Below are 16687 nucleotides of genomic sequence, written 5' to 3'. Positions count from 1 at the left end.
GCCGTCGCGAGTGATGCGGTGGCCGCTTATCGTTATATGTGACGCCCGTCTCCATTTACGCGCCTCAGCGCTGCCGTATCCTGTTTTCCATAATAAGCTTCCATCCATTTGCGCTTATCGTAGGCCGCACCCAAACCTTCATTCTCGCTTGAGGCAGTCGGTCGCCGGATATGTTTGTCCCATTCCCGCAATCGCTGCAATACCGTGCGCAACTGGAAATACAACTGACGCAGCAGCTCCGCCTGGCACCTTGATCCCGTCAAGGTGATGAGCGCGTGTCCACGATTATTCAAAAATAAAAGCATACGTGACAGTATTTTTCCGATCATCTGGCAATACGTTCCTTAAAAGCGGAGCCACAATTCGGGTCGTCCAGCCAGAGCATATGTTACCGGCTTTGTTAATTGTTTCTATTGGACTCAGGTACTATGCAGCGCAGGATGCGTTGCCATGGCGAGCTATCGGTGAGTCCGATCTGTCTGGAAGACAGGAAAAAGCTTTCGCTGAAAAGAGGTCGATGCATGAGTCGGTCATTCGGCTTTTGACTGGGGGATTTTTGATTCAGCAGGGTCATTTCCAGGCTTCCAATCCTGCTTGGCATGCCGACGGTCATGTGGATGGGAATGAATCAAGTTACCATGGCGGTGTACGTTGAGGCGCAGCATCAGTTTTTCCCGAGTACGCTTTATCAATGCAGACACGCAGAACAATAACGCGCCAAATAATACGATGGTTGCTCCCGAGGCGGCATTGAATATGTAGCTCAGGTACATGCCCGCAACGCCGGTTATCGCGCCTATGATAGAAGCATAGATCAGCATACGACTGAAGCTATCGGTCATCATGCGGGCTGTCACGGCAGGCGTAATAAGGGTAGCAGCGATCATGGTAACTCCGACGACATTCATGGAAGCGATAATGGACAGCGTAAGGAGAAATGAAAATAGCAACTGTACGATTTCCGTCCGGATACCGAATACCCGCGCCGCCTCATTATCAAAGGTTGAAAAGAGCATTGGTCTATACATGAGAAATATGGCAACCATGGTGGCAACGGTAACCAGGCCGATCACCAGCAAATCCTTATCGGTAATTCCCAGAATGTTGCCGAACAGGGCCGCCTCGAAACTTTGGGTAAAGGTGCGTACCTGGCTGATGATGACTACACCGAGGGCGAACATGGCTGTGGTGACGATCCCGATGGCGGCATCTGATTTAACCTTGCCATTTTTTGTGATCCGGTTGATCAATAGCGCCGCAAGCAAACCCATGGCGCCCGCACCGGCATAAAAATTAAAATTGAGTGTAAAACCTACCACTGCGCCGCCAAAGGCAGCGTGGGACAATCCATGCCCGACATAACTCATGCCACGCAGTATGACGTATACGCCAATCAGACCGCATAAAGAACCCACCATCAATGCTGCCAGCAGCCCGTGCCGAAAAAACTCATACCGCAGAGGTTCGAAAAAGAATTCCATTTATGAATGGTTATTCATGAGATGCAGAGGGGTGCTGTTGGCAATCAGAAAATGTCCGTCGTGTTTGACTATGACGATGTCACCTCCATAGGTTCGGGTCAGGATTTCGTTGGTAAAAATATCACGTGGCTGACCCTGCGCTACCACGCCATTATTGAAGCAGATTACCCACGGCAAATGGGAAGCGACGGCATTAAGATCATGCGTGGTGAGCAGAATGGTAATGCCTTCACTGTTGATATCGCCTAATAGATGCAATACCTCGTGCTGGGTTTTGATATCGACACCAGAGGTCGGCTCGTCCAGCACCAGAAGTTTTGGATTGCTAATCAGCGCTCGCGCAAGAAACGCGCGCTGGCGCTGCCCACCGGACGTATGCACAATGTGGTGATGCAGGCAGTCATAAATGCCGAGCCGGTGCGCGAGATTATGAACTCGCTCACGTTCCTCCTTACTTGCCCAAGGCCAGATTCGGCTGTTGGTGTAAAGGCCCATCATGATCACTTCTTCCACCGTGACCGGAAAACTCCAATCTACACTTCCTAATTGCGGTACATAACCAATAGCACCGGGCCGCCCGTTACCTGCGGGACGTCCGTTCAAAAGTACATCGCCCGCAAAAATAGGGTGAGTGCCCAAAATGGTTTTAAGCAGCGTGGTCTTGCCGCACCCTGTGGGCCCAACGATGCCTGCGAATTGCCCAGTGGCGATTTCCAGCGATAGGCCGGCGAATATCACATTGTGCTCATAGCCAGCAGTAACCTTGCGTAAGCTAACCGCGGAATTCATTCCGCAACCATCCATGGGTCAGGGTGTGGCATTGCTGGTGTCGACGTTTGCCACGCAAGCGGGATTACCGCCCAGCGCCTCGGTCATGACAGCCATGTTATTGGCCATCATGCCAATAAAGGAGTTATTGGGCGGGACCGGCAACTCGTCATCCGAAAGCTGATCAATGAACTTGACCCCGGTTTCACGGGCAATCTGTTCCGTCGCCTTGCTTGGAAAAACTTCGGAACCAAAAATAGCGGGCACTCTTTCTTTATTGATCTGCTTAATGATACGGATCACCTCTCGCGGACCGGGCTCGGAAAAATTCGCGGGCTGAATAGCCGCGATAACCTTCATGCCATAACGCGGGGCAAAATAGGCGAAGGAGTCATGATACGTGACCAGCTTTCGGCTCTTCTCAGGAATGCTCTTGACGCAATCGAAGATGGCGGTGTCCAGTTCTCGCAGCTTGGCCAGATAAGCTTCCGTATTCGCAATGTAGCCTTCCTTGTGCGAGGGATCGAGCCCAACCAGGCTGTCCCGGGTGATTTCGGCATAACGCATCGCCAGCGCGATGTTGGGCCATAGATGCGGATTAGGATGACCATGCTCACGGGGAAAGCTGAAATCATACCGCCAATCTTCCTTTCGCAACGTACGGTTACCGAGCCGAAGAATTGGAGTTTTTGCCTTTTTGACCTTTTCCGCCAGCTTTACGGTGGGCAGCTCAAGATCGAGGCCATTTACGATAATGATATCCGCGGCGGCCAGTATTTTCGCGTCTGTTGGAATCGGTTCAAAGGTATGGGAATCAGTGCCATCAGGGACGATGCCGGTGACGTTGATGTAACCTGCACCGACGTTCTGCACAATATTCGTGATGGGAGCGACGGTCGTAACGACCTTAACCCGTCTGTCCGTATCTGTGGAATACGCGGTATTGGAAGAAGATAAAATTATCAGAAATGATAAAGATGTGATAGCAAATCTGCTTGATTTCATTGCCGTTCCTTAAATATTGGCGCTTTAGCGAAGCGTAAGCCAAACCTTACCCTCGCTCGAACATGCGTGAGCCGGCACTAACGTGACCGATATGACGATAAAATATTCTTATTTTTCTCTTACCCATTTATAAATTACGCTATCTCTCAAAACTATTTTCCCACAATACGTATGATTAATTTAGAATATTTCATACCCCACGAAAGAAAACAGAAATCCGGCTTCCAGGGATTCCCAAGTTCACGCCAGCCGATCCAGCTACGTTCTTACCCGCTCTCAATAAACCTGAAGAGAAACGTTCTCGACCATTTCTGATAGATGCAAATTTCTCGTCGACATTGCAAATCCTTTTCGGTCGGCAAATCACACCCACAAACTCTTTTTTAACCCCTCAAACAACAAATATCTTAAGTATTACTATTTCTTAATATTTCCTACTACTGCATAATATTACACCTGAAGGATTTAATTTAGCTTTCACAATAACGATAAGATAATCCTAAAAACAATAATTAGATTAATGGCAAAAGTTATTTCTACACGGTTTTTCGTACGGCTCACCGCACATCGGGGCACACGAATTACCCTCTTCCAGCCTTTACGCTGCTCGTAATCTTGCTGTATGCCGGGCTATTGCCCAACAGACCACGCACCATGCATAAAAATCTATCCCCCGCCAGTCGAAACAAAATCCAGGATTGTTGCGCGGGACACACCTGTTACCCTGCGACCATGACTTTTTTTGGTCGCACATCCTCTTTGATCACCATTACGCAGGATGCCGCGGCGGATTGATGGGTACATCTGTGCCCCCAATAGTAAGAGCTACATTTATCGTCCAGATCCCGCTGTAATCCGGCTTCGCAAGACTACGGGATATGAAAGCTCATTCGATAACCGGTCATTTCCCGCTGGAGCGCACAATGAGAAGCAAGATGTTTGGTTTGTCACTGGCGATACTTGGGCTTGCCGCCTGCGGCAAAACACCCCCTGAGCCCGCTAGCCAGACGAGCGAGACGAGCGAGACGAGCCAGCAAAAAAAGATAACGCACGATACCCGTCCGCGTACGCTTATCGTAGCCCGAGCCAGCGAACCCGAATGGCTTAACCCGGTGGCAGGGCATCAGCATGCCGATTCAGACTTGGCGATGTTCAGAGGATTATTCAAGGTTAATGCCAGGAACGAGTTGGTGAGCGATATGGCACGCGACTGGCAAGTTACTCCCGACGGCAGGATATATACGATAGGATTGCGTTCCGGCATCAAATGGCATGATGGTCAGCCGTTCACGTCCCAGGATGTAAAATTCACCCTCGAAACCATCCAGCATCCAAAGAATCACAGCGGGTTCCGTAAAAACCTGAGTGCGATCCGCGAAGTCGAAGCTATTGATGCATTGACCGTGAAAATCCACCTGGACAAACCGTTTGCGCCGTTACTTAGCAAACTCAGGATGGGGCTGATTCCGAAGCATGTGCTGGAAGGGAAAGATTTCAATACCGACAAGTTCAACAGCACCAGTCCAGTCGGTACGGGTCCGTTTAAACTTAAGGAATGGAAGCGAGGCGAGTATTTGATCCTGGAAGCCAATCCCGATTTTTATGATGGCCGCCCCAAGTTGGATCAAGTGATATACAAATTCCTGCCCGACCCCAATGTCAGACTGGTGCAGCTCAAGAAAGGCGAAGTGGATGTCGCGGAAATAAAGCCCAGGCAAATTGCCGCCATTAAACCAGGGGACAACATCCATCTTGAAATCGTGGACACGGCGGATTACCGCGTAATGATGTTCAATCTAAGAGACCCCCTGTTTCGCGATATACGTGTCAGGCAGGCGATACAGTATGCCACCGACCGGAAAGCCCTGGTCCAGGGAGCGCTGCTCGGCCATGGATATCCGGCATATGGACCGCTGCAATACAACAAAATATCGGCACCTGAACTGACGGGCCCCGACGACGATCCGAAGAAATCAGAGGATTTATTGGCCACAGCGGGCTGGGTTCGCGGCATAGACGGTATTTTCGTCAAGAATGGACAAAAGCTGTCGTTTCCGCTCACGGTACCAGCCAATGATCCGGTAAGACAGGATTTGGCGGCATTGCTGGCAGACCAATTGCATCGTGCCGGGATAGAAGTCAGGATACAAGTGCGCGATATGTCGGGCATAAAAATACCCACGCTTCCGGCTTATGTTCTGGGCGGAGGCATCCCTGGAGAACCGGATGAAGACGTGTACGCCTATTTCTCCAGCAGCAATGGAGAGCGCGGCAGCAACTACAGCGGTTACCACAACCCGAGAGTGGATGATCTGTTGGAACGGGGCCGTATCACGCTTGATCCCGAAGCCCGCAAGGCAATTTATCAGCAACTCCAGACAGCCCTCATCGAAGATCCTCCTTACAATTATCTTGTTTACCTGAAGCATATCTATGGTGTCCGCAAAGGTGTAAGCGGATTCAGTCCCAGGGTTTTTGGCCACGGCACCTCGCCTTTGTGGAACATTGAGCAATGGGACGTGGAGCGTAACCCCTAGCATGTGGCGCTATACATTACAGCGCATCGCCGGTGTGCTATCGCAATTGTTGCTTATCAGCTTATGCGCGTTTGTAATCATGAAAGCGGCGCCGGGAGACCCGGTTGCCAGCCTGGTTGGCGGACGTGAATTCATGACCGAGGACGACCACAAGCGGGTTTCGCACAATCTTGGCCTCGATCAGCCGCTTGTTGCGCAATATGGCATATGGTTAGGCAGGCTGCTTAATGGAGATTGGGGGCGTTCAATACGCGATGGACGCGATGTCGGAGGTGTCGTGTGGCACGGCCTGAAGGCAACACTCGTATTGACCGGCATCTCGGCAATAGCGATCGCCGTTATTGCAATCGTAGGGGGTTACTGGGCCGGGATACGCGCCCATACCAGGCTGGATTACGCCATCAGCGGTTTTGCCCTGATCAGCTTTGCGACACCGGCATTCTGGCTCGGCCTCGTTTTAATATTGCTGTTTTCGGTAACACTCGATCTATTACCTTCGTCTGGCCAGTCATCCCTGGGCCGGGACGAAAATCTGGTGGACTACCTGCAACATCTGTTTTTGCCGGTGACATGTATCGTTCTGACGCATGCCGGGCCATATATTCGCCTGGTACGCGGAAGTATCCGCGACGTACTCGCAACCGAATACTACCGTGCGGCGCGAGCACGCGGCTTGCCGGAGCGTATTCTCGTATGGCGCTATCTTTTACCCAATGCTCTCACACCTTTCGCAACATGGATGGGGCTCACGCTTCCCTTGTTAGTGGGCGGAACGTTTATAGTGGAATGGGTTTTCGGGTGGCCCGGGATAGGGCGCCTGTTTCTGCAGGCGGCTATCGCGCGCGACTATCCCATGTTGATGGCGTCTGTGCTGACAACGGGGGTTTTAGTCATAGCAGGCAATCTGCTGGCAGATATGCTTATCGCACGGCTTAATCCAAGGTTCCGGAGAACGAGTGCCGGCGAATAGCAAATGGGTAGCTGAGCCGGCAGCGACAAACGCATCGCCATCCTTGCGGATATGGTGGATAGGTGCTTTTTCAAGGCATCGTCTTGCGCGAATTGGGTTTGCCGGACTCGTTTTAATTGCCGTTTTGTCCTTGCTGGGGCCTATTTTGTCCGACCCCGATGTGCAACAAGTGAATCTCGGCAGGATGGATGAGGCCCCCTCTTCCGTACATCCACTCGGCACGGATCAATTGGGACGTGATTTACTATGGCGCGTCATGGAGGGAGGGCGTGTCTCTCTATGGATTGGGTTGATCGCCACCATACTCGCGACCGTAATTGGCTGCGGCTATGGCATGGTGAGCGCGATGTCGAAAAGTTGGCTGGATCGTATCATGATGCAGATACTCGATGCTGCACTAGCAATACCGATATTGCTCCTGGTAATCGTTTTTCAAGCTTTCGGCGATTCCGGTGTATTCAAGCTCATCCTCACAATCGGCCTTGTCAGCTGGATGGGCACGGCGCGCATGATGCGTAACGAGTGCCGGCGCCTATTGCACACCACCTTTATCCAATCCGCTATTACCGCGGGTGCGTCACCGTCTCGTATCGCATTGACACATTTGCTGCCTAACGCTCTCGGCCCTTTGATGGTCGTCGTGACAGTGGGTATCGGGCAAGCCATATTGCTGGAAACCACCCTAAGCTTTCTTAACCTGGGGGTGCCATCCACGCTTCCGAGTTGGGGAAACCTTCTTGGCAATGGTATGAGTGCCGCATTAGGTGGCGTATGGTGGGTAGTCGTCTTCCCCGGCTTCGCAATCGTTGCCACGGTGTCATGCATTAATCTGGTTGGTGACGGATTACGGGATATTGTAAATCCCAAGCAGCGGGAAAAAGACTAATTATGGCTGAGCCGCTGCTGTCAGTGCGCAATCTGAAATGTCACTACATGACGGGCCCCGGCGTGGTACGCGCGGTGGACGGCATAGACCTGGATGTGGGCGCAGGTGAGATTGTGGGTATTGTCGGAGAAAGCGGATCGGGCAAGAGTACGCTGGCGCTGTCGGTGCTGGGCCTGCTCGACAGGCCGGGACGCATTGTGGAAGGCACAATCAGTTTCAAGGGAAATGATTTACAGGCGCTGAGCGAAGATGGTTGGCGTCAAGTCCGGGGCCGGCGGATCAGCATGATTTTTCAATCACCTGAAGCATCATTCAGCCCGACTGCCACTATTGGACGTCAGATGACGGAAGTATTGCGGGTTCATCGCGGAATGAACGGGCATGCGGCTAAGGCGGCAGCTGAACATATGCTCACAAAGGTGGGGATGCCTCGTCCAGCGAAAATACTGGAGAGTTATCCGTTTGAATTGAGCGGAGGCATGTGCCAGCGCGCTGCATTGGCCTTGGCTATTTCGCTTCAGCCGGAATTGTTGCTGGCAGATGAACCGACAGTTTCTCTGGATCTGCTGGCACAGGCCGAGATAACCCAATTGCTGATGGACATGCGCCATCAATATCAATTGGCCATGATAATCATCAGCCATGATCTAGGCCTGGTTTCACGCATGGCAGATCGAGTAGTGATCATGTACGCGGGGCGGATCGTGGAATCGGGACCAGCCATCCGTGTGCTGCAATCACCCCGGCATCCCTACACTCAAGCTTTGCTGGCCTCGATCCCCCAATTGGAAGCGCAGCCTCGCGCAATCTCCGCATTACCGGGACGTACTCCCGACATGACCGCACCAGTAACCGGCTGCACTTTTTTTCCTCGCTGCGATAAGGCAGGCGAACGTTGCAGCCGTGCACAGCCGCCGCTCGTCGCGGTGGAAGTCGATCAGCTTGCGGCATGCTGGATGCAGGGCTCGGGCGTTTCCGTAAATGGCGATCAGCCGAGGACGAGGAACCATAAGTGACTGCGGACGTGCTTATGCTGGAAAATGTTAGCAAATCATATCGCACAGTGGGAAAGTGGCAATATGGTCATCATCATGAGGTATTGGCAGTCCGGAACGTGAGTTTATGCGTGCAGTACGGCGAGATTTATGGCTTGATAGGCGAGAGCGGATCCGGCAAGAGCACATTGGCGCGCCTCATCGTTGCGCTGGAACAACCGACCTCAGGAAGTGTACTGATTGATGGCGTGAATATAGCCGAAATGAAGCCGATTGCCGTGAGAAGCATGCGGCGTGAAATGCAAATCGTCTTCCAGGACCCATATAGCGCGCTGGATCCATCGCAAACGGTAGAAGCCGCAATCGAAGAGCCGCTGCTCAACCTCACTGCTGATAGCAAGGCGCGCCGCATGCAGCGCATCCTTGAATTACTGCACGAAGTGGGATTGCCGGAGCGGCTTGCGCGCGCCTATCCCCACCAGCTCAGCGGCGGGGAACGGCAGAGAGTATGCATCGCGCGTGCACTGGCACCTCACCCAAGACTGCTGGTATGCGACGAACCGGTGTCGGCCCTCGATAAATCGATACAGGCGCAAATCCTCAACCTGTTGCGGGATTTGCAGCGGGATCAGGGGCTTGCTTACTTGTTCATCTCTCATGACCTTGCGGTCATCAATCATCTTTGCACTCGCGTCGCTGTGATGTTGCGCGGCAGAATCGTTGAGGAAGGCGACCGGTTGCAAGTATTGCTGCATGGCGCCCATCCCTACACACGCTGTCTGATAGAGGCTGCCGCCTATTTCGCGGGAAATGGCGTTTTGCCCAGGCTAACTCCCTCTGCAAGCAAGGCCCCGGAAAACGGTTGTATATTTCATGACCGTTGTTTGCATGCACAGGCGCGTTGCAGGCGGGAAACGCCTTCATTGAGGGAATTGATGCCAGGCCATCGGGTAGCCTGTCATTTTCCATTATCGGACGTCCGGGATGGTAGCTCATAAGCCAGAGGCCTAACACGTTAAACAGCCAAGGGCCGTGGCGGGAAATGAACGGCTGGCTTTTCCATCCTTGGTCGTTACCGTCTTCAGCGTTGTCTGTCGAGCCTCTTAATCGGAGACGGCAATAATCACGATTGGAGTGCGAAAATCAAAACAGAAAGCTTAAGCCGCGGAATATACCTCGCTATCCGGATCACTCTGCCATTAGCATATAACCAGCATATAACCGCAAACTTTCGAATATTCGAAATAACTATTTTTGCTCTACGTTTATCATAACTTATGATACACTCATTATCACGCTCCACCTCCGATCCACAGGGATTAATGCCTGAAACGGAATGCACATAATTAATCGGAACAAAATTCAGTATTGTTCTCGAATTCTGCTCATTACAACCTATCGAGTGTGATTGAATGGAGCGTCTCACCATCTCTTTAGATAATCAGCTGTCTAAACAGTTTGATGATTTAATGCACGAACGCGGCTATACCAATCGATCCGAAGCCATGCGCGACCTGATACGTGAACAGCTGGAAACCTCTCGCCTGGAAAAAGAGAATGCGGGTTATTGCGTCGCCACGCTCAGCTATATCTATAACCATCATGAAAGCGACCTGGCCAGCCGAGTCACGTCGGTTCAGCACGATCACCACCATCTTACGTTATCCAGTATGCATGTGCATATGGATCACGATAACTGCCTCGAAGTGGTCATTCTGCGCGGCCCGATTCAGAACGTTAAAGATTTTGCCAATCTTGTCACGGCTACACGCGGTGTCCGGCATGGCAAGTTGCATATGGTGCCGGTAGAGATCAAGCAAGAGCAACATTCCTCCGGCTCCGTTCCACATACACATAGCAATCCGCTTACATAACGCCGATCGGCCGAAGATATATTTTTAATATGTGCGACACATATAATAAGAAAAATATCAATCTTCGGCAAAACGCAAGCAAGCGCCTGTTCCTGAAATCAGCCGCCGCCTCCGCGCTCGGCCTGGGAATGTCTGGAATAACAGGAAGAGTAGCGTACGCCGCCGATGTCGGAGCGCCGCCCTTGCCGGAAAATGTCATGACGCCTGACGAAGCGTTGGAACGGCTGATGGCGGGTAACGCGCGTTACGTTGCCGGGCAATCGACCCCTCTGAATTTCGAGGATGATCGAGCGGCCTTGGTTATCGGGCAGAATCCATATGCCAGTATTTTAAGTTGCTCCGATTCAAGGGTAAGCCCCGAATTCTGCTTTGACGAACAACGGGGCGACCTGTTTGTGGCTCGCGTAGCCGGCAATTATTTAACCACGGATTTTGTGGCTACCCTTGAGTATGCGGCTGCCATATTGCATGCACCGCTGATCATGGTGCTGGGTCATGAAAGCTGTGGGGCCGTGGGCGCCGCGATTGGTGCCGTCGATAAAAACAGGCAATTCCCCGGACACATTCAATCCATGGCAAGCGCGTTGGCGCCGGCTGTCAGAGCAGCAAAAAATATGCCGGGCGAACGCTTCGCCAATGTCGTTAAAATGAATGTTATCCGAAATGTTGAGAAACTAAAAAAACAACCTCCAGTTTTGAGTAAATTGGTCGCAAACAAGAAGCTTCTTGTGGTGGGCGGGGTTTACAGCCTGAAAACGGGGAGGGTTGACTTAGTTGCCTGACCAGAACTGCTTAATCAGCGTAGCCATCGTTCACAGGCACCGACATGGATGCAGGGAATACCTGCAACAAAGTTCGTTCTATTCTTACATCATGCTTCAAATTCCCTGACAAAATATTTCCCGTTACCTGTACGGCTATGGGTAGCTGATGCAGGCTCCCCGCCGCCCATGACGCCGTCAGGACAAACGATCTGGTAATCAGCGGGGCAAATAACACGATAGGATATTCTTAACCGTGTTATTGGCTAATTGCCACGCCGCCAAGAAGGGGCAATCTTCCAGCCATGAGGACCGGCTTCATATACTTGGTTAGTTCGTTTTCAGGGACTGCCATAAATCCAATCAGAAACATGTAGGGAATGCCTGACAGGGCATTCATCTGTCCCGACCTCATATCGCGATATTGCCTGACAGACATGCTTGGCGTGCGTGTTATCGTTCATAAGTATGAGGTAATAGTAATACTGCTTAATTAGCGTAAAAATAATAATAGCCGGCCTCGTCAGCCGGAAAACAAGGGCGAGTTCATGAAGTCAACTTTGCACGTGTACGTGTTTGGGTTCCTGCTCATGCCCATCCTGACCGCTCAAGCGCAACAGCCTCCCCAGCCTGGAATTGTAGACAAGGATGGGAGGAAAACCGCAAAGACGGATGAGGAAACGCCGGTTCCCGCCAAAGTAGCTATCGCCGATCAGTTTAGAAAGGAAAAAGTCGTCAGGCTTGAGCCTCTTGTCATAAAAGGCCAGACACTCACAGTCAGCAAAAATCAGCCCTTTAGCGTGCATGTATTCGATCAGCATTTCATCGCCCAACGCCAGGTTTCCAACCTGGAGCAGCTTTTCCGTGAAACCGCCGGCATGGAAGTGCGCAGCCTCGGTTACGGGAGCGTTGCCAGTTCCATTAATCTGCGCGGCTTTTCGGGTGGCGGCCACGGTGGCGATATCGGCTTCGTGGTCGATGGCATTCCATTGAACGAAGCCTCAAGCCATGCCGATGGCTATGCCGACCTGAGCGTAATCGTTCCGCTCGAAATCAAAGCTATGAGAATTTTCAAGGGGCCCGTATCAGCCTTGTATGGAAACTTCAACCGGGCCGGCATAGTGGCGCTGGAGACCCGCAGGTCTGGCAAATACGGGGAGCTTGACGTGCGCGGCGGTTCATTCGGCACTGTAGACGTGCAGGCAGCAGGCGGGGGCAATCTATACGGGGTCGATTTGAACGTAGCCGTGCAAAGTTACCGCAGCGACGGCTTTCGTCCTCAATCGGAGAACGAGCGTCATACCGGCTCCCTCAGCGCCGGCTACAATTTCACGGACAAGACGCGATTTACCATTGCAGGCCGGGCGCACGTCGGGGAAGCGAACACAGCATCGGTCATCTCCCAGGAGCAATACGACAATCGAAGTAACCGCAGCCATTTCTTTGCAAAGAACCCTAATGTTCAAAACGACGGCACCGACAAGGATTTTTATACCATACGCGGCGACCTTTCTCATGCTATTACGCCGCAGATAAAAGCCGCGCTTTTTGGCTACGCCACCACGCAGACGTTCCGCCGTTCATTCACCCGGCTGACCAACGCCACTACCTGGCAGCAGCGGGAAGAAAACTATGACCGCAACGTGCTGGGATTCGGACTCAATCTCAACGGAAAACATGATTTTCTGTCAAAGCCCTTAACCTGGGTTCTAGGAGCGGAACGCTACGAAGAACAGACCTTGTATAGATATGCCGATGCATTGAATAACGGCCAGTTCACCGCCACGACCTTGACCGGGGGAATCAATGGCAGCAGCGGAACACTCAACCGCAATCTGAAAACCAATTACGTTTCATTGTTTGCCCAGACCGAATGGGTGCTTAGTCCTTATTTTCGGCCTTCCTTCGGGATTCGGAAAGACCTTATCGACGGGGGTTGCGAAACACGTGGCCTTGAAACCCGCACCGGTGCCAGCGCCCAGTGCGGCAAAATGCAGAATTTTGATATCACCACGCCCAAATTCGGGATCCGCTCCACGTTGTGGCCGAATCTCCTCGAAGCACGTGTCAGCGTCGCCGACGGCTTTGCGCTGCCGAGTGATGCCGCAAAATTTACGCCCGGCATCGGTGTCAAGCCAACCACGTTCAGGCAGCTCGAACTGGGCTTCACGCTCACCCCAGGTTCGATGTGGATGTTCGATCTCGCGCATTATCAGATAGAGAGCAAAAACGAAGTGGCGCTGCCCAATCCGCTCCTGCTGGATTATGTCAATGTCGGGGAAACCAGGCGAATCGGTACGGAAGCCGAAGTCCGGTTCATGCCGGTAGACTGGTTTGAAGCCACGGCAGCGGTTTCCCGTTTCAACTCAAGGATTACGGAGGCCCTGCCCACACAACCGTTTCTGCTCGGTGCCGATGTCATTGGCGTGCCTAAATTCATGTCTACATTTACCGGCACGCTTCGGCCCATGCCCGGCATGTCGATTACCGCAATAGGAAGGATCTTCGGCCGTTATGCGATCAACCTGCCTTCGGCGACGCAAGCCCAGGCATATTATGATGGATATGAGACGGTTGATCTGATAGCGAGTTACGAGCCGAAATCGCAGCCATGGAATATGCGGCAGCGCTACTTTATTCAGATATTCAACTTGGCAGACGAGCGCTATGCTTCTTCTGCCAGTATAACGAGCGGGGTACGGACCTACAACCCCGCAGCCCCTTTTACGGTTCTGGGAGGTATTTCATTCAAGTTTTGACTTTTACAAGTGCACAAGTCTTCATTTCTCGCGTCAATTCCTTACGAAAATGACAAACAGGCCTACTACATCACGCCCATGAAACAACCCCCGGAAGCGGGCTTCACCCGTCCCGGAAAAGCCGATCATCATCAGCCAAAAAGACCTTGATTATCATGCTCACGGAAGACAATCCACCGAACTTGGTAAGCGGACCTGATAGCAAGACCGCTTGGGACATCAAGTCCAAATTACCTTTATTCCGCTGCCGGCTCCGCCCAGTACTTTGACATTCCCGCCGCGAACAGGAACATCCACATCGTGAGAACAAACGGAAACGTAAGCGTGGGCAGCCCGATTGGCGCCAGGAAACTGGCAAGACCGGCTTGGCACACCACGGTCAAGAATCCCGCGAGAATCGCCAGGAGGGCGCTTTTGCCGCTAGGCTTGAGAAAGACCCATCCCACCGCCATCATTGTCAGAACCGGATTGAACGAGTATAGCCCCATCTCGATCATGCCTAGATTCGCCCCCAGGAGTATGGGGAAAATCACGCCAATGGCAGTACCTCCAATCGCCATTAGCGCACCCCGCAAGGAAACGATGGCGATGCCAGTTAGAAAAAGAATGCCGACAATAACGCTGTCCGCAAACATGACTTCGGCAACGCCTTTTGTGAGGGCAGTAAACCACATCTCGGCCGGCATTATCGCCACATCCGTCACCACGGCGGGAATCCCGGGGGGCGGTAATATGGGACCGCGGGTGAAGCTGTCGAAAGCATACACTGCCACCAGAAACATCCAGCAGGTCAGAACGAACGGCGAAGTGGAAGCCGGAATCTTGTAAGGAGCGAGAATTCTCATCAAGGCGGCCAGCACGATGCTCGACAATACTGAAGCAAGTATCACATACAACCAAAGTTGTGGAGAGTGCTCAAGAAACAAAAATAGGCAAGGCCCGACCAGTGTCCCGTTAAATCCGTACAATCCGGCATCGATATCATCCTCGGAGAAGCCGAGAAGGTAAGCCGCGGCAGTGCTGGATATTACCCCAACAGTTGCGGCGGCCCCCGCTATCGGACCACCGATGAAAAGCGCCACCAGGAAAATCAACCCTGTCACTGCGTTGCAACAAAAGAATACTTGCCCGACGCCTCTCAGAATCACACGCACAGGCCGAGGCATTGCCCTATCTATTGCTAATGACCATTCCATTATCCATCTCCAGAGTTTTTCTTATGTCGTAGCGAGATATTTTGTTGCTGCAGCTATGCGGAAAGCGTGGTCATCACATGCCGCATCCCCCGGCACTAATGAGCTTTAACTTCATCCAGCAGCCCCTGTTTTACGATGAAATCGACAACCTGGTCCACTCCCTCGCCTGTATGCAGATTGGTAAAAATAAATGGCCGTTCCCCCCGCATCTTCTTCGCGTCGCGCGCCATCACGCCAAGGTCTGCTCCGACATACGGCGCAAGGTCGATCTTGTTGATCACCAGCAAGGCGGAACGCGTGATACCGGGCCCGCCCTTGCGTGGTATTTTCTCGCCGGCAGCGACATCGATTACGTAAATGGTCAAGTCGGAAAGCTCGGGACTGAAAGTCGAAGCCAGATTGTCACCGCCGGATTCGACCAGAATGAGATCAAGATCAGGAAAGTCCGCCGTCATGCGCGCAATGGCTTCCAGATTGATCGACGCATCCTCTCTGATAGCCGTATGCGGGCAGCCGCCGGTTTCGACTCCCATCAGGCGCTCAGCGGGAAGCGCATCGGCGCGCAGCAGTATCTCCATGTCTTCCTTGGTATAGATATCGTTGGTGATAACGGCCATTTCATAGCGGTCGCGCATCTTTTTACTCAGCACTTCACACAAGGCCGTCTTTCCGGAGCCGACGGGGCCGCCTATACCGACACGTAAGGGGTTGGATGTATTTTTCATTCAATTTTCCATCAATAATTTATATCCGGCAAAGCCGTTCAGGATCGGTAGATCCGGCTGTATTGCACTTCATGCTGCATCGATAATAGCGACAGCCCCGGCGCCCAATTGGACAATTCGTCGTCCTCAAGCGTCTGGGCACGGCTTGCAGCGGCTTCAATCACACCATGCAGGGAAAGCAGCAGCCGCTGACCTGAAACCTGGCCAAGCGGAACTGATTTCACACAAACCAGCACCTGGTTCTCAACCATGGAAAACAACATGCCAAGCAACGCGGCTTCACGCGGTACGGCCAGCGCTTCCGCTGCATACGCAAATGCCGTGGGCAGGGGGATTTCGGGTTGATCGGCCATTATCTCCAGCAGCGAGTCGTCCGCAAGCTTCAGCTCCGCCACCAACCTGTTCAACGAATATCCCATCTGGATGGTTTCTGCCCGAAATTCGGCGGTGTCGCGCGCCGCAATAAAGCACTCGCTCCAATTAGCAACCGCTGCCCCGTCCCGCGTCGAAAATGCCTGCAACAACCGCCAGAGGACCGGTGCTTCAAAGTCCGCAACCACGTCCAGCGCCTCGGCGATCCACGCGCGGGCCGAACCTTCGTCCCGGACCGCGCCCCCCTCGATGGCCGCTTCCAGGCCCTGCGAATAGGTATATGCGCCGACGGGAAGCGACGGACTTGCCAGTTGCAGCAAGCGTAACAAGGAGGTTGCCTGCATCATGGTCGCCTGGT

15 protein-coding genes are annotated in these 16687 nt (G+C 52.6%); 8 read left to right on the top strand and 7 right to left on the bottom strand.

Annotated elements, in window-relative coordinates; translation table 11 throughout:
* Positions 1-32 precede the first annotated feature (32 nt).
* From BLP45_RS02730 to BLP45_RS02715, 4 genes are all read right to left on the bottom strand, one after another.
* Positions 33-329 carry a hypothetical protein gene (locus BLP45_RS02730; RefSeq protein WP_090369574.1) on the bottom strand — a complete coding sequence of 99 codons (297 nt, stop codon included), beginning with the start codon at positions 327-329 and terminating at the stop codon, positions 33-35.
* 201 nt (positions 330-530) lie between these two features.
* Positions 531-1481: a metal ABC transporter permease gene (locus BLP45_RS02725; RefSeq protein WP_090369572.1), complete on the bottom strand. Its 951-nt coding sequence runs from the start codon at positions 1479-1481 to the stop codon at positions 531-533.
* Positions 1482-2270 carry a metal ABC transporter ATP-binding protein gene (locus BLP45_RS02720; RefSeq protein WP_256327645.1) on the bottom strand — a complete coding sequence of 263 codons (789 nt, stop codon included), beginning with the start codon at positions 2268-2270 and terminating at the stop codon, positions 1482-1484.
* An 18-nt stretch (positions 2271-2288) separates the two neighbouring features.
* Positions 2289-3254, bottom strand: a complete 966-nt coding sequence (locus BLP45_RS02715) for a metal ABC transporter substrate-binding protein (RefSeq protein WP_090369569.1) — start codon at positions 3252-3254, stop codon at positions 2289-2291.
* Between the two features lie 923 nt (positions 3255-4177).
* Between BLP45_RS02715 and BLP45_RS02710 the strand changes: the two genes are divergently transcribed.
* The 8 genes from BLP45_RS02710 (at position 4178) to BLP45_RS02675 (ending at position 14036) form a co-directional block, all read left to right on the top strand.
* On the top strand, positions 4178-5791 hold the full coding sequence (locus tag BLP45_RS02710; RefSeq protein ID WP_176754638.1) for an ABC transporter substrate-binding protein: 1614 nt from the start codon (positions 4178-4180) through the stop codon (positions 5789-5791).
* 1 nt (position 5792) lies between these two features.
* The gene (locus tag BLP45_RS02705; RefSeq protein WP_090369565.1) at positions 5793-6761 is read left to right on the top strand and encodes an ABC transporter permease; all 969 of its coding nucleotides are present in this window, start codon (positions 5793-5795) and stop codon (positions 6759-6761) included.
* Positions 6748-7647, top strand: a complete 900-nt coding sequence (locus BLP45_RS02700) for an ABC transporter permease (RefSeq protein WP_090369563.1) — start codon at positions 6748-6750, stop codon at positions 7645-7647. The genes BLP45_RS02705 and BLP45_RS02700 overlap by 14 nt, the downstream gene beginning before the upstream one ends.
* Positions 7648-7649: 2 nt before the next feature.
* Entirely contained in the window at positions 7650-8663 is a 1014-nt protein-coding gene (locus BLP45_RS02695; protein ID WP_090369561.1) for an ABC transporter ATP-binding protein, read from the top strand.
* Entirely contained in the window at positions 8660-9640 is a 981-nt protein-coding gene (locus BLP45_RS02690) for an oligopeptide/dipeptide ABC transporter ATP-binding protein (RefSeq protein WP_090369559.1), read from the top strand. The genes BLP45_RS02695 and BLP45_RS02690 overlap by 4 nt, the downstream gene beginning before the upstream one ends.
* A gap of 414 nt (positions 9641-10054) precedes the next feature.
* Positions 10055-10516 (top strand): nickel-responsive transcriptional regulator NikR, encoded by a 462-nt coding sequence (gene nikR, locus BLP45_RS02685; RefSeq protein ID WP_090369557.1) that lies wholly within the window; start codon positions 10055-10057, stop codon positions 10514-10516.
* 29 nt (positions 10517-10545) lie between these two features.
* Entirely contained in the window at positions 10546-11298 is a 753-nt protein-coding gene (locus BLP45_RS02680) for a carbonic anhydrase (RefSeq protein WP_090369555.1), read from the top strand.
* Positions 11299-11825: 527 nt separating this feature from the next.
* A complete protein-coding gene (locus tag BLP45_RS02675; RefSeq protein WP_090369553.1) occupies positions 11826-14036 on the top strand; it encodes a TonB-dependent receptor in 2211 nt (736 codons plus the stop codon).
* A gap of 236 nt (positions 14037-14272) precedes the next feature.
* On the opposite strand, the gene yut is transcribed toward BLP45_RS02675, so the two are convergent.
* The 3 genes from yut to BLP45_RS02660 form a co-directional block, all read right to left on the bottom strand.
* Positions 14273-15232, bottom strand: a complete 960-nt coding sequence (gene yut, locus BLP45_RS02670; RefSeq protein WP_090369550.1) for an urea transporter — start codon at positions 15230-15232, stop codon at positions 14273-14275.
* Positions 15233-15327: 95 nt separating this feature from the next.
* Entirely contained in the window at positions 15328-15957 is a 630-nt protein-coding gene (gene ureG, locus BLP45_RS02665) for an urease accessory protein UreG (RefSeq protein ID WP_090369548.1), read from the bottom strand.
* Positions 15958-15995: 38 nt separating this feature from the next.
* Entirely contained in the window at positions 15996-16676 is a 681-nt protein-coding gene (locus BLP45_RS02660) for an urease accessory protein UreF (RefSeq protein WP_256327644.1), read from the bottom strand.
* Between the last annotated feature and the right edge of the window lie 11 nt (positions 16677-16687).

Origin of the sequence: Nitrosospira sp. Nl5, assembly GCF_900102495.1 — a bacterium.
In the GTDB taxonomy this organism is placed as follows: domain Bacteria; phylum Pseudomonadota; class Gammaproteobacteria; order Burkholderiales; family Nitrosomonadaceae; genus Nitrosospira.
The sequence above is the reverse complement of the archived record's forward strand: the minus strand, read 5'-3'. Positions and strand labels throughout refer to the sequence as shown.

What these genes read in the sequence shown, in the direction of transcription:
- ureG (WP_090369548.1), bottom strand. Translation starts at nt 15,957, where the DNA reads ATGAAAAATACATCCAACCCCTTACGTGTCGGTATAGGCGGCCCCGTC.
- BLP45_RS02710 (WP_176754638.1), top strand. Translation starts at nt 4,178, where the DNA reads ATGAGAAGCAAGATGTTTGGTTTGTCACTGGCGATACTTGGGCTTGCC.
- BLP45_RS02675 (WP_090369553.1), top strand. Translation starts at nt 11,826, where the DNA reads ATGAAGTCAACTTTGCACGTGTACGTGTTTGGGTTCCTGCTCATGCCC.
- BLP45_RS02695 (WP_090369561.1), top strand. Translation starts at nt 7,650, where the DNA reads ATGGCTGAGCCGCTGCTGTCAGTGCGCAATCTGAAATGTCACTACATG.
- BLP45_RS02680 (WP_090369555.1), top strand. Translation starts at nt 10,546, where the DNA reads ATGTGCGACACATATAATAAGAAAAATATCAATCTTCGGCAAAACGCA.
- BLP45_RS02705 (WP_090369565.1), top strand. Translation starts at nt 5,793, where the DNA reads ATGTGGCGCTATACATTACAGCGCATCGCCGGTGTGCTATCGCAATTG.
- nikR (WP_090369557.1), top strand. Translation starts at nt 10,055, where the DNA reads ATGGAGCGTCTCACCATCTCTTTAGATAATCAGCTGTCTAAACAGTTT.
- BLP45_RS02715 (WP_090369569.1), bottom strand. Translation starts at nt 3,254, where the DNA reads ATGAAATCAAGCAGATTTGCTATCACATCTTTATCATTTCTGATAATT.
- BLP45_RS02730 (WP_090369574.1), bottom strand. Translation starts at nt 329, where the DNA reads ATGATCGGAAAAATACTGTCACGTATGCTTTTATTTTTGAATAATCGT.
- yut (WP_090369550.1), bottom strand. Translation starts at nt 15,232, where the DNA reads ATGGAATGGTCATTAGCAATAGATAGGGCAATGCCTCGGCCTGTGCGT.
- BLP45_RS02720 (WP_256327645.1), bottom strand. Translation starts at nt 2,270, where the DNA reads ATGAATTCCGCGGTTAGCTTACGCAAGGTTACTGCTGGCTATGAGCAC.
- BLP45_RS02725 (WP_090369572.1), bottom strand. Translation starts at nt 1,481, where the DNA reads ATGGAATTCTTTTTCGAACCTCTGCGGTATGAGTTTTTTCGGCACGGG.
- BLP45_RS02660 (WP_256327644.1), bottom strand. Translation starts at nt 16,676, where the DNA reads ATGATGCAGGCAACCTCCTTGTTACGCTTGCTGCAACTGGCAAGTCCG.